Source organism: Wolbachia endosymbiont of Tuta absoluta, from assembly GCF_059414725.1.
The window spans coordinates 1-12,719 of the sequence record NZ_JBNRJY010000374.1 but is presented as its reverse complement, the minus strand read 5'-3'; the positions used below and the strand labels follow the sequence as shown (position 1 = coordinate 12,719).

Sequence of the window (12,719 nt, the reverse complement as noted above, 5' to 3'; positions counted from 1 at the left end):
AATTGTTCTAAATCTGCGACCAATATACCCTCTGGATATATTGCCCACTTACTAAGTGTACTGTAAATGCGATCGATCTCTTTATACATAAGGTATAGAGCAAATCACTCAGCTTGTTTTCATCAAATTCAGCTGCAATGATATTTATATCGTCCTGCACAGTTTCATTATGAAGCGTTTTTTCAAATATGATGGAATGCAATTCTTTACATTCGCTCAACGTACAATTTGGAGCGATACCAGCTTCTGTAGGAAAGCTGGAGATTAATTTGTAACAAAAGGCGTGTATAGTTTGAATATTAAGACCAAGATTTTCCAGTTCAGAAAAAAGCCTTCTTGCTCTTGTTAAATAATCTTTATTTTCTCTGGTTACACACTGGGCTAATTGTTCTAAATCTGCGACCAATATACCCTCTGGATATATTGCCCACTTACTAAGTGTACTGTAAATGCGATCCTCCATTTCATTTGCTGCAGCATTGGTGAATGTTAAGCAGAGAATATTTCTCTTATTCTCTAATAGAAGTCTTAATACTCTGTCTATTAAGATCTTTGTTTTACCTGTACCAGCTGATGCACTTACCCATACAGAGAAGTTAGGATTTATGGCATTTGATCTCATTAGGAGTGTATAAAGTTTGACTGAAGTGGCATTTCAAGTATAGTAAATAAGATAGTGTTAGTGAAGATATACAGATGGAAAGTTTTTGTGTAAAGGCTCCTGCAAAGATCAATCTTTTTTTACATATTATAAATAGAGAAGAAAGAGGGTATCATTTAATTGAAAGTTTGGTTGTCTTTGCTAAACTTTCTAATTTTTTAGAGATAAAAGTAGGAGAAAAAAACTTTAGATATGATAACTCTACAGTTGAATTTGTAAATTCTGAGTTTAGAATAAATTATCGATATAATACTATAACGAGAGCAGTGAGTCTACTGCTTAGGCATGCTCCTGTACGCACTAAAGTCACTGTGAAGGTTGTAAAAAATGTACCAATTGCTGCGGGATTTGGTAGTGGTTCCTCAGATGCTGGAGCTGTGATACGCATGCTGGGAGAGCTTTGGAACATTGATAGGCAATTTTTAAATGATATAGCTTTAAGCGTTGGTGCTGATGTACCTGCAAGTATAGATAGTAAGCCAGTTTTTGTCAGAGGTGTTGGTGAGGAATTATGCCCCATTAAACAATGCTCTTTACCCACAAGTCTGGTACTTGTGAAACCGAAAAAAAAGTTTTTGAATACATCAGAAGTATTTTCCAAGTATAAAGAGGATTTCTCTCAGCCAATTAAGTGGAGTGATAACACTGAGGAGAATTTGTTAGAGCTTCTTAAAGAGACAAAAAATGACCTGCAAGAAGCAGCAATAAGTCTTGTACCTGAAATTCAGAATGTAATATCAACACTAGAGTCACAAGAAGGCTCTATACTTTCTCGTATGTCAGGTAGTGGTGTAGGGTGTTTTGGAATGTTTGATAGTGAAGAAAGTGCAAAAGCTGCAGCGGCAAATATCAAAAAGGAATATCCAGAATGGTGGGTGTGCGACACGGAATTAATGGTTTGATTTATGCCCTTAATTTCCAAGAAGAAAAATCTTATAGATGGTTACAGGGAAGAAAGATTTTGGGTAAATAATCAAGAATATCATGGCTCAATTATAATTTTTCCTGAAAAGGTGATTGAATTGAAAGAAAGTGATATAAATAACAAGGAGTATTTTAAATCTTTTTTAACAGAGGAAATAGAGATTTTGATAATAGGTACTGGTAAGATACGCGATTGTTCAATGAAGTCTTATCTTATGGAGCAAAAGAATTTAAATTTTGAATTTATGACGACGGGTTCTGCATGCAGAACCCATAACGTTTTAATATCTGAAGATAGATTTGTTGTCAGTTATCTGATAGCATGTTAGAGATATTTACACAGAGTTTTTTTATAAACAGTCTAATTGCGGTAATTATGATTAGCCTAGTCACAGGAGCTCTAGGGTCATTTATGATATGGCAAAGGTTATCGTATTTGGGTGATAGTTTGTCCCATTCTTCATTGCTTGGTATTGCACTTGCTTTGATCTTTAATATCAGCCCATCGGTAAGTATAATGCTCATTGCAATTATGTTTGCTATACTACTTTCTCTTAATTTTAATAAATTATACTCTGCTGATACGATATTGAACATAGTTACCAATGTAGTTTTATCATCGAGTTTAATACTTATGTCTTTTCTTCCATCAGGTAATAATAGTATTATTAGCTCACTTTTTGGTGACATATTAATGATTGACCAAAGTAATATAATATCAATTTTTCTAACCTCCGTAATAGTTACTTTGATATTAATATTTAGATGGCGCTATTGGCTGATGATTTCGATTAATCAAGATTTGGCAACAGTTGAGAAAGTAAATGTTAATTTTGTTAGGCTAGAATTTTTGATTATACTCGCTATCTTTATTGCAATTTCTGCTCAATTAATAGGAATATTACTCATTGCTGCATTTTTGTTAATACCTGCTGCATCAGCAAGACTCATTTCAAAAACTCCAATGCAAATGATTATTGTTGCAACAGTTTTTTCTGTGATTTCTGGAGTATCAGGTTTGATATTATCTGCAAGTTTTGACTTATTAACTGGACCTGCAATTATACTTATCGCAGCTGTGTATTTAATCATTGCTTATTTTATAAGATTGGTGTTAAGTAGATTGACTTAATTTTGGTCTCGGAAGTTCATAATTCATTAACAAATGAGTGTAACTATCTGAGCGTAAAGTAGTTTTTGCTACGTTGTTTTTATGTGCTAATTGTTAATTTGTGGAGTGAAAGATATGGCCGAAGGATTTTTTTCTAGATATATAGGACAGCCTATAAAAAATTTTTATAATTATGTTACGGGAAAGAAAGAAGTGTCTGATGATATGCAGAATACAGCAAATCAAGAAAGCTCAGAATTGTTGGAAACTGATGTGCAATCAAATGATGTACCACCAAATAGTGATAATATAATATAGATGGCATGAGAATCACGCCATCTAAAGTTAAAAAATTCCTTGAGAAACCCGATACTTTAAGTGGTGTATTAATTCATGGGAGTGACAATAGTAAGGTCGATATTTTTGTACAGGAAATAATTGCCAACTTGAATGAGTATTCAGTTCAGGTGATGGATTTTGCAGTAGTGAATAAGTCGCCTGGCTTGTTATTTTCCGAGTTGGCAAACATTTCGATGTTTACTAAAAAAAGGTTAGTTAAGCTGATAAATGTCAGTGGAAGTATATCTAAAGAGTTAAGAAACATATTGGATCATAATATAGGCGATCATTATATAGTAATGATAGCAAATGATCTTCCATATAGTTCTACAACTAAAAGTTATATGGAAAGCTCAAAAATTTTCGGTGTCATTACCTGCTATAAGGACAGCGGTAGTAATCTTTGTGATATTATATCAAGTTACTTGAAACAAAATGATATAGAGTGCACAAGTGAGATAATCTACCACTTGCAGTCTTATTTTAATCATAGCAAACTGCCTATATATTCAGAGCTTGAAAAATTAGTTTTATATCTAGGAAAAAGAAAAGATCTTAAACTTGCTGATATAGATCTATGCTTTTCAACCTCCGGCAATGATTATGTTACACTTGATAATCTGTGCTCTGCAATAGTGAGTAAAGACATGGGACAATTCATCAAAATTTCCGATGTATTGATATTACAAGAGAATTTTTCACCGATAGCATTAATCCGTATTATATCAAATTATTTTCTACGGCTAGAAAGCGTTTTGCTGTTAATACAAAATGGAATGAATGAACAAGCTGCAATTGACCAGCTGAGTCCTCCATTGTTCTTCAAACAATTGCAGAGTTTTAAATCTCATTTGAAAAGTTTGCAACTTTCAGAACTTAAGAAGATCTTAGAAAATTTGATGAGCTTGGAAGTGACTTGTAAAAGAACTGACTTGGACCATAAAATGATCTTTCAGCATGAGATTAACTATTGGTGTTATTCGTTCAGCAGAGTAGTAAAATAAGGTAGACGAGAAAAAACAACTAAATGTTGTCATGAAAGTAGCTGACACTGGGATGGCTTTGTTGCATCACTCAAGTAAAAAGAGCTAGCAGTTACTGACAAAATTCACTATAAGACAAGCATTTAACCTACGAAAGAAAAATATGTCACAAAAAATGAGAGTCAGTAACTGCCATGAATATAACAAATTTCTCCAAGAGAGGGGAAATATTTTTCATTTTATTAATGAAGCAATTGAGAATTGGTACGAAAAAGGTCCAAAAATGGCTGGTGGCAACTATATTTATAGCGATAAAGTTGTGATTTTAGTGCATATAGTCGCTAATCTCTTTAGAATTGGCTTAAGACAAACGGTAGGGTTTATAGAAGGGTATTTGCAGCAAATAGGAAAAAATTTGCAGATTATCAGCTATTCACAAGCTTCAAGGAGGTTTAGAAAACTCAATATTAAGATCAGTGACTGTAGAGTTAACAAAAATGATACGGAAGGTATTGAAATTGCCATAGATAGTACAAGTATCAGATAATACCCCTGGTCACAGTAAGGAAAATAGCGAAGTATCGCAGTTATAAACAGGTAAGAAAGCTGCATGTAATGCTGGAGATAGGTAGCAAAAAAGTCATAGCTGCAAAATATAGTAGAGGAGTTTATTCTGATCATTACGGAACCTGTGATCTTATTGAAAGAGTTGAAGCTCAATATAAGCACACTGTATGGAGATAGGGCATATAACCGAAAGAAATTATATAAATTGTGCAATGAACTTGGGATAAAGACAAAAATTCCTCTGCAAAATAATGCAGTAGAGCATCCAAAGTTAGACTATATGGCAGAGAGAAATGCTGCAATTAGACTAATAAAGTCATATGATAAAGATAATATAAAGATGTGGAAAAGGCAAATAAACTACGGAAAAAGATCTTATATAGAAAGTTTTTTCTCGCGACTGAAACAAATATTCGGATTTAATTTTCGTAACAAATCTGAGGTTAATCGTGAAAAGGAACTGCTACTCAAGTGTTATTTGCTTAACAAATTTACTGATTTTGGTATGGCTAAATTTGAAATAGTTACATGAATTTGTCGTAAATCACCACTACATGAAGTGTTATGCAACAAAGCCCACTGGGATCCAGAAATATGGGATATGTATAGAAGTTATTTTAAAATACAACGTTTTGGCGAGATTATGGATTCCAGTGTTAGCTACTTGAATGACAGGAGCAGAAACTGGAATGACAAGAAATCTAATATTTTCACATTTCCTGAACAATGCTTATTGGTGTCATTCAAAATACATTCGGTGCATTTAAACCTTTTGTATAATTCTTTGGCTTTCTTCTAACCTTGCAATAATGCTCTCTCTACCGATAAAAATTAATAATTTAGCGAGTTCTGGACCTGTTTCTGTTCCTGTTAAAGCGAGGCGCAACTGCATAAATAGATCTTTTGCCTTTATATCAATTGTCTGTCGAATATTTTTAACCCACTCTGATAATGTGTTTTCATTACAATCACCTTGAGGTAATGTGCTTAGCGCTATTTTTATAAACTCTTTATTAAGAACCACAGGTTCTATACCAAATTTGCATATTTTCCACCATTTGGCCACTTCAGAAAACTTTTCTATATTACTCCTTATAAAATACCAAAACTCTGAGCCAATTTGACTTAAACGATCTTGCACCATTTCAAATGGCATTTGTTGTAGCACTTTGCTATTTAGCTTATACATTTCACTCAAGCTGAATTGTAAAGATGCTGAACTAAATTTTTTGATATCAAATGAGTCAATTAAAGACTGCATATCAATATAAGCTTCTATCGGATCAGATGTTCCAAGCTTTGCTAAATAGCTAGTTAGCGCCATTGATTCAATCTCATCTTCTCTTATGGACTTAATATCCAGCCCGCCTTTCCGTTTCGATATTTTGCTATCATCAAAGTGTAGTAAGGGAAGGTGGGCAAAGATAGGAATTTTCGCTTTTAATGCTTGAATCATTTGAATCTGAACTGCGGTATTAGTTACATGATCTTCCCCACGTACAACATGGGTTACATTAAAGTCAATGTCATCAATAACAGAAGGTAGCATGTACGTATAAATTCCATCTTCTCTTTTTACTACAGGATCGCTGATATGAATTGTTGCAATATTTATTTCGCCTTTAACTTCATCATTCCATTTTACAGTTTTATTTCTATCCAATTTAAATCTGAAATGTGGTTTTCGTCCTTCTTGCTCATAACGAATTTTCTCTTGCTCAGTTAAAAGCAACGCACCTTTATCGTAAACAGGGGGAAGACCTTGTTTTAATTGCAATTTTCGTTTAGTGTCTAATTCTTCTCTTGTTTCATAACATGCATAAATATGACCTTCTTTCATTAACTGTAAGAACACCTCGTTATAGCGCTCAAAACGCTCTGATTGCTTAAAACTTGAATTCCAATTTATGCCAATCCATTTTAGGTCTTCTATGATATTATCTACATATTTGATATCTGAACGCTCAAGATCAGTATCATCAAAACGTAGTAAAAATTTTCCATTTTGATTACGTGTGTACATCCAACAAATGAGTGCAGTGCGTATGTTTCCTACATGTAGGTAGCCAGTTGGGCTTGGAGCGAATCTTGTTAGCATTTAAATGATTACTTTAGTTTATTTTAATTTTATATAAATGTACTGCTAAAGCAAGATTCTTCTTTGTCTTGGTGTTAGTTGCTACAAAGTACAGCGAACATGAAACCTTTTTGTTAGAGTTCCATGATCTGCCTAAAATACTCTGAAAGCACGGCTTTAGTTATTTACTCTAAATATATTATACGTATACTTGTTATTAAATTAAATTTGAAATGATAAGAAATGAGTGAATTTAAATCAATCCGCAATATTGCAATAATTGCACACGTTGACCACGGAAAAACTACTTTACTTGATAACATGTTAAAACAAAGTGGCACGTTTCGTGAGAATCAAGAAGTTCAAGAACGAGTGATGGATAGTGGTGATCAAGAACGTGAACGTGGGATTACAATACTTGCAAAATGTACGTCAATAATGTGGGGTGATGAGAAAATCAATATCATTGATACACCAGGACATGCGGATTTTGGTGGAGAAGTGGAAAGGGTGCTCTGCATGGCAGATGGTGTATTACTACTGGTTGATGCTGCAGAAGGTCCAATGCCACAGACTAAGTTTGTGTTGTCAAAAGCACTAAAGGCAAATTTAAAACCGATTGTGATAATCAATAAGGTTGATCGACCAGACAGCAGAATTGATGAAGTACTAAATGAAATATATGAGTTATTTTTTAACCTTGATGCAACCAACGAGCAACTAGATTTTCCAGTACTCTATGCTTCAGGTAGAAATGGTTGGTGTGCTAAGGAGCTATCTGATGAGAGAAAAGATTTAAGCCCATTATTTTCAACGGTGATAGATTACATAAAACCTTCCGTTTATGATCAAAATGCACCTTTTGCTATGCTAGTTACTTTACTTGAATCTGATAAATTTCTTGGCAGAATATTGACAGGAAAGATTTACCAAGGAATCGCGCAAGTTAACTCAGATCTTAAGGTAATTGATCTTGATGGTCAAGTGGTTGAGCGAGGGAGATTAACTAAGTTACTCTCATTTTCTGGCTTAAAACGCGTTCCAGTAGAGCAAGCTGTAGCTGGTGATATCATTGCCATTGCAGGACTTGAGAAAGCTTCAGTTTCAGACACTATAGCAGCACCAGAAGTTACAACTGCGATCAGCTCAACTCCAGTTGACCCGCCAACAATGGCGATTACTATAAGCGTGAATGACTCACCTTTTGCTGGGCAAGAGGGAACAAAACTTACCTCAACTGTTATAAAAGATCGTTTATATGCAGAAGCAGAAACAAACGTTGCAATTACTGTAACTTTGGCTCCAAGTGGTGAAGCATTTGAAGTAGGTGGACGTGGTGAGTTGCAGCTTGGGGTACTGATTGAAAATATGAGAAGGGAAGGTTTTGAACTTTCAGTTTCACGGCCTCGAGTGCTGTTTAAAGAAGAAGATGGCAAAAAACTTGAACCTATAGAGGAAGTAGTAATTGATGTAGATGATGAGTATAGTGGAATCATCATGGAAAAACTTAGCTTTCGAAAAGGTGAAGTAACTGACATGAGACCTTCTGGTAGTGGCAGAACTAGGTTGACATTTTTAGTGCCATCAAGGGGATTAATTGGCTATCAAGGAGAATTTTTAACTGATTCTCGCGGCACTGGTATAATCAACCGTTTATTTCACAGTTATGCTCCACATAAAGGTTCAATTTCCGGAAGGCGTAATGGGGTTTTAATTTCAACAGACAAAGGCGAAGCAGTAGCGTATGCAATTTTCAATCTGCAAGATAGGGGAATTATGTTTGTTAAGCCACAAGATAAGGTATATTGTGGTATGATTGTCGGTCAGCATAGTCGTGACAATGATTTAGAAATAAATGTACTTAAAGGTAAGCAATTAACAAACGTAAGAGCTTCAGGTAGCGATGAAGCTATAAAGCTTACTCCACCAAAAATAATGACACTGGAGGATATGATAGCATATATAGACGATGATGAATTGGTAGAAGTAACTCCAAAATCTATACGTTTGCGTAAGAAGTTCCTCGATCCAAATGAACGTAAACGTGCAGGAAGGGCGAAGAATAAAGAGTAATCAACGTTCCTGATAAAAAGCTGGATGAGCTACTCGGATAACACCATCATAAAGGGAACCAGTGTCAGTTACTTGAGCAGGTACTGGGATGACAAGAGAAGGCTACAAAGGTGTCATGCAAGTAGCTCATCCAGCTTTTTTATAATCATCGAAAACATTGTATTTTAACATTACTTTTATACTTATAAGTTTCTAGGCACTGGATTTGTTGTAGACTTACTCTATCACTTTACCCTCTTATTTTACCACTCTCCTGCCTATATATTTTTATATGAGGATTTTTGCAAAAGTTTCGCATTTTTTGTAACATGATTTTCAGTATGTGTAACCTAAATGCAAATTGATCACGAAACTAGTGTAATTATTGAGGCCATAGAGAAATTTGGTGGTGAGGCAAGGCTTGTTGGTGGATGTGTTAGAGATTCAATTTTACAGCGTGACATTCACGACATCGATCTTGCTACTAATCTGCTGCCTAATCAAGCAGTTAAAGCGTTAAAACTCCGTAATATAAAAACTATTCCAACTGGCTTAAAACATGGAACTATTACTGCGATTTTAAATAAAAGATCCTTTGAGATTACAACGCTAAGGCATGATGTAAAGTGTGACGGTAGACATGCGAAGGTAGAATTTACTAATGATTGGCAAGCTGATGCTTCAAGGCGCGACTTTACGTTTAATGCTCTTTATGCGGACAAGCATGGCCATATATACGACTACTTTGGTGGCATTCAGGACTTAAAAACACGAAAGTTAAACTTTATAGGTAACGCTGAAGATAGGATTAAGGAAGACTATCTACGTATTTTAAGAGCGTTTCGTTTTCACGCTAAAATATGCATAGGAGATTTAAGTGATGAAATATTGGATGTGTGCAAAAAGCATTCACACATGATTCAAAACCTCTCTGGAGAGAGAATAAGAGAAGAAATATTTAAGTTGTTGGAATGCAATGATCCTGCTCCAACACTTAAGAGCATGCAAAAATCTGATGTTTTACAAAAAATCATTCCAAAAGAAGTAAAATGTGAAATTTTATCTTCACCACTTCTTATCAACACTAAACCTCTTACAAAACCCTCAGCGTATGTCCATACGCCTTTCCTAGATCCCACAATCGATGCACTAACAAAATTAGCTTTGCTTCTTAGGACTGCCGAAGATAGAGTTAGTCTTGGAGAAGAAGTGAGCAAGTTTTTACGTCTTTCAAATAAGCAAAAGAAAAAGCTATTATTTTTATTATCAAACAATATTAAAACAGAGCTTTCAGAAAAAGAGCAAAAGAAATACATATCTTTATTTGGTAAGGAATTATATTGTGACTTAATGAAGATTTGTGGTATTGAGTCTGGAATAAATGTTGATGAGTATATTTCATTTGCTAAGATGTTTAACATTCCAAAATTTCCTTTATCTGGTGATGATTTAATAACTATAGGTCATCAACCAGGGAAAAGTTTAGGTAGAAACTTGGAATTGCTACGACAACATTGGGAAGACAGCTCCTACACTTTAACAAAGGAGGAGCTGATACTTTATGCTAAAAGTTTTATCTAGACTTTGCTTCTTGCTTCACACTTACCGGAGTGCTATTAGTGTGACTCATGGAAGAGTTAGGTGTGTATTCTTTTTTAGCTTTATCTGTTAATTCATATTCATTGTTTTCTTTTGAAGTTTGAACGCACATTTTCTGATCTGGAGATAAAAATTTATCTCGTATGCTTGATGCTAGTTGTAACAACTCGATATTACTTGAAAAAAATTCCATTCTACCTTTTATTAACTCCTCCGAAACAATTTCTTGGAGATTGCTATTATCTTTGCTATAAAAGTTGTTCAAGACAGAATCTGTAATTGCATTAGCAGCTTCCTCATCCCAACTTAAATTTTTCATGCATTTTTTAATAGAAAGTAACAGCTTGTCTTTTAACACACCATCACGTAACTCCTTATCTATATTTCCAATATTACAATATTTTTTGACAACTCCTTTAACTTCAGCTTCTATGATCTCACTTGCTAATTTTTTCAAATTATTTTTTAATAATTCAAGTAACTTATTGCTTTCAAATTTACCATCACTTTGATTTGATAGAGATTTTATAGTTTCACCAAGCACGTTATGGCAAAAGTGTTTTCCTTCAAGTTCAGGAAAACCTTTTTTCAACTCTCTATTTTTATGAGATAAAAATTCCTTGAGCTTCTTATTACTGAAAAGATTATAAGAACCATTTGAAAAGCTTGACTTCATAGAATGAAAAAGTGTTTTTTTTGTAGTAGATGCTATACTAATTGCATCTACCTCTTTAGTTTTTTTATCCATATCTTCTAACTTTGTATCAACATTTCTCTTCTCTTTTTTCAATTCCAGTAACTCTTGATTATTTAACTTTAGTTGTTTCTGTAACTGTTCTTGCGCAACTGACAAATTTTCCTTTAAGCTATCTATTTTAACTAACAGACCTCTTTTTTCTTCCTGTGGTTTTGTAATATCAGCTTTCGCTTGATATTCTGCTTGCTTACGTTCCTCTTGTAACTGCTCAATCTGCTTCTCTTGCTTTGCAAGTTCTTCTTTTAACATTTCTGTCAGATTCGAATGAGTTTCCTTTAAGCTATCATCTATTCCCGCTGATTCCCACTCTTTACTTTTTTCTAATGCCTGTACTTGTTCTTGTAGACTAGTAATCTTACTTTCTAATTCTTTTTTCTCTGTTTCAGTAGCATTTAGTTTACTAATTGAATCACTTTTGTCTTTCTCTAATTGTTGTTTAAGATTCTCTACTTCAGCATCTTTTTCCTTAGCTTGTTCTTTCAATTCATTAATTTCACTTTCTAAATCTTGTTTCTTTTTTTCAATGGTATTTAGATTAGTCTTTTCTTGCTCTAATTGTTGCTGAGCACTTTCCAATTTTTTTTCTAAATTTAGTATTTTTTCCTCAGCTTGTGTGAATTCTGCTTGTTTCTCCTTAAGTTGATTTTCTAATTGCTTTATTTTAGTATCAGACTCGTTGTTTAACTTACTCAATTTACTATTAAGTTCTGTGTTTTGCGCTCTTAGGCTTTCATTATCTTTCTTCACAGTTTCATTTATATCTTTATTTTCACGAAATGAATTTATCAAATCGTCTTGCTCTTTTATTTTTTGGTCTTTTGTAAATATAGTTTGCTGTTGTGCATTATTTTTATTCTCCATTTCCTTTTTCTCTTGTTCTAATCTTTCATTTAATTGCGTTAAACTACCTATTTTCCCATCTTTTTCTTCTACCCTTACTGAGAGCATTTCTATTTTATTTGCAAATTCTTTGCTGCACTCAATTAATTCTTTCTGCAAATGTAATATCTCCTCAGACTTTTCCTTGAACTGTGCTAAAAATTCTTCTCCTCTTTTTTGTGCAATTTTTACCAATTCACTATAGTTCTTTTTAAGTCCTGCAAGTTTAGACTTTAACTCTTCATTTTCTAATTCTAAGTCTTCAATCTGCTGTGCTTGTGCTGCAAAAAATTTAGCAAATATTTCTTTTTCCTCTCCTAATGATTTTACTTGTTCTTTAAGTTTAGTAATTTCTTTCTCTTTTTTAGTTAATTCCTGATTTAAATTTGACTGATTTTCCTCCTTCTTACTACCTTCTTTCAACTTTTCTTTTAATCTCTCATTTTCATCCTTCAATTCCTTTTCTCTGTTCGTATTTAAATGATCGATCGTTGGATGACTCGGTGTTCCACACGAAGAGGAGAGAGACTAGCTATTACTAATTTCTAGCAGAAATTAGTAACAGCTAGTTAAGTTAACTAGCTGTTACTAGCTGTTACTAATTTCTGCTATAAAAGCTCCATGTTATCTTCTATATTATGTGTGACAAATTTTATTGCAAACGGTTCAGTAGTTTTTGCGTGAAGAAGTTTATCTGAAGCTTACCCCAAGTTGTTCAGTTTTCATGTGTTTTTTTTTTTTTTTTTTTGTTGTGGACCCTACGATTTTGA

Annotated in this window: 9 protein-coding genes and 2 pseudogenes; 8 read left to right on the top strand and 3 right to left on the bottom strand. The window is 33.8% G+C overall.

The genetic code is table 11. The features are described from left to right. Nucleotides 1-73: 73 nt before the first annotated feature. A pseudogene (locus ACJ5GX_RS04005) lies at nt 74-622 on the bottom strand (UvrD-helicase domain-containing protein); the annotation flags it as partial. 74 nt (nt 623-696) lie between these two features. On the opposite strand from ACJ5GX_RS04005, the gene ACJ5GX_RS04000 reads away from it, so the two are divergent. The 6 genes and pseudogenes from ACJ5GX_RS04000 to ACJ5GX_RS03975 all read left to right on the top strand — a co-directional run bounded on the left by ACJ5GX_RS04000 (nt 697) and on the right by ACJ5GX_RS03975 (nt 5,117). Further along, nucleotides 697-1,563, top strand: coding sequence for a 4-(cytidine 5'-diphospho)-2-C-methyl-D-erythritol kinase (locus ACJ5GX_RS04000; RefSeq protein ID WP_007302685.1), 867 nt, complete (start codon nt 697-699; stop codon nt 1,561-1,563). Between the two features lie 3 nt (nt 1,564-1,566). Further along, nucleotides 1,567-1,914, top strand: coding sequence for an Mth938-like domain-containing protein (locus ACJ5GX_RS03995; protein ID WP_007302686.1), 348 nt, complete (start codon nt 1,567-1,569; stop codon nt 1,912-1,914). Beyond that, nucleotides 1,908-2,717: a metal ABC transporter permease gene (locus ACJ5GX_RS03990; RefSeq protein ID WP_052264732.1), complete on the top strand. Its 810-nt coding sequence runs from the start codon at nt 1,908-1,910 to the stop codon at nt 2,715-2,717. Before ACJ5GX_RS03995 ends, ACJ5GX_RS03990 begins: the two co-directional genes overlap by 7 nt. Nucleotides 2,718-2,831: 114 nt before the next feature. After that, entirely contained in the window at nt 2,832-3,014 is a 183-nt protein-coding gene (locus ACJ5GX_RS03985; RefSeq protein WP_007302688.1) for a hypothetical protein, read from the top strand. 5 nt (nt 3,015-3,019) lie between these two features. Beyond that, on the top strand, nt 3,020-4,039 hold the full coding sequence (holA, locus tag ACJ5GX_RS03980) for a DNA polymerase III subunit delta (RefSeq protein ID WP_007302689.1): 1,020 nt from the start codon (nt 3,020-3,022) through the stop codon (nt 4,037-4,039). A 142-nt stretch (nt 4,040-4,181) separates the two neighbouring features. Next, a pseudogene (locus tag ACJ5GX_RS03975) lies at nt 4,182-5,117 on the top strand (IS5 family transposase). A 231-nt stretch (nt 5,118-5,348) separates the two neighbouring features. Here the strand turns inward: ACJ5GX_RS03975 and gltX are convergent. Further along, complete coding sequence (gltX, locus tag ACJ5GX_RS03970; protein WP_052264733.1) at nt 5,349-6,683, bottom strand: glutamate--tRNA ligase; 1,335 nt, start codon at nt 6,681-6,683, stop codon at nt 5,349-5,351. Between the two features lie 222 nt (nt 6,684-6,905). On the opposite strand from gltX, the gene typA reads away from it, so the two are divergent. Then, nucleotides 6,906-8,735 carry a translational GTPase TypA gene (typA, locus tag ACJ5GX_RS03965; RefSeq protein WP_007302691.1) on the top strand — a complete coding sequence of 610 codons (1,830 nt, stop codon included), beginning with the start codon at nt 6,906-6,908 and terminating at the stop codon, nt 8,733-8,735. A gap of 333 nt (nt 8,736-9,068) precedes the next feature. Then, nucleotides 9,069-10,295 carry a CCA tRNA nucleotidyltransferase gene (locus ACJ5GX_RS03960; protein WP_019236367.1) on the top strand — a complete coding sequence of 409 codons (1,227 nt, stop codon included), beginning with the start codon at nt 9,069-9,071 and terminating at the stop codon, nt 10,293-10,295. Here the strand turns inward: ACJ5GX_RS03960 and ACJ5GX_RS03955 are convergent. Further along, nucleotides 10,288-12,405 (bottom strand): coiled-coil domain-containing protein, encoded by a 2,118-nt coding sequence (locus tag ACJ5GX_RS03955; RefSeq protein ID WP_495292726.1) that lies wholly within the window; start codon nt 12,403-12,405, stop codon nt 10,288-10,290. The two genes, ACJ5GX_RS03960 and ACJ5GX_RS03955, sit on opposite strands and share 8 nt — an antisense overlap. Between the last annotated feature and the right edge of the window lie 314 nt (nt 12,406-12,719).

What these genes read in the sequence shown, in the direction of transcription:
- ACJ5GX_RS04000 (WP_007302685.1), top strand. Translation starts at nt 697, where the DNA reads ATGGAAAGTTTTTGTGTAAAGGCTCCTGCAAAGATCAATCTTTTTTTA.
- ACJ5GX_RS03995 (WP_007302686.1), top strand. Translation starts at nt 1,567, where the DNA reads ATGCCCTTAATTTCCAAGAAGAAAAATCTTATAGATGGTTACAGGGAA.
- ACJ5GX_RS03990 (WP_052264732.1), top strand. Translation starts at nt 1,908, where the DNA reads ATGTTAGAGATATTTACACAGAGTTTTTTTATAAACAGTCTAATTGCG.
- ACJ5GX_RS03985 (WP_007302688.1), top strand. Translation starts at nt 2,832, where the DNA reads ATGGCCGAAGGATTTTTTTCTAGATATATAGGACAGCCTATAAAAAAT.
- holA (WP_007302689.1), top strand. Translation starts at nt 3,020, where the DNA reads ATGAGAATCACGCCATCTAAAGTTAAAAAATTCCTTGAGAAACCCGAT.
- gltX (WP_052264733.1), bottom strand. Translation starts at nt 6,683, where the DNA reads ATGCTAACAAGATTCGCTCCAAGCCCAACTGGCTACCTACATGTAGGA.
- typA (WP_007302691.1), top strand. Translation starts at nt 6,906, where the DNA reads ATGAGTGAATTTAAATCAATCCGCAATATTGCAATAATTGCACACGTT.
- ACJ5GX_RS03960 (WP_019236367.1), top strand. Translation starts at nt 9,069, where the DNA reads ATGCAAATTGATCACGAAACTAGTGTAATTATTGAGGCCATAGAGAAA.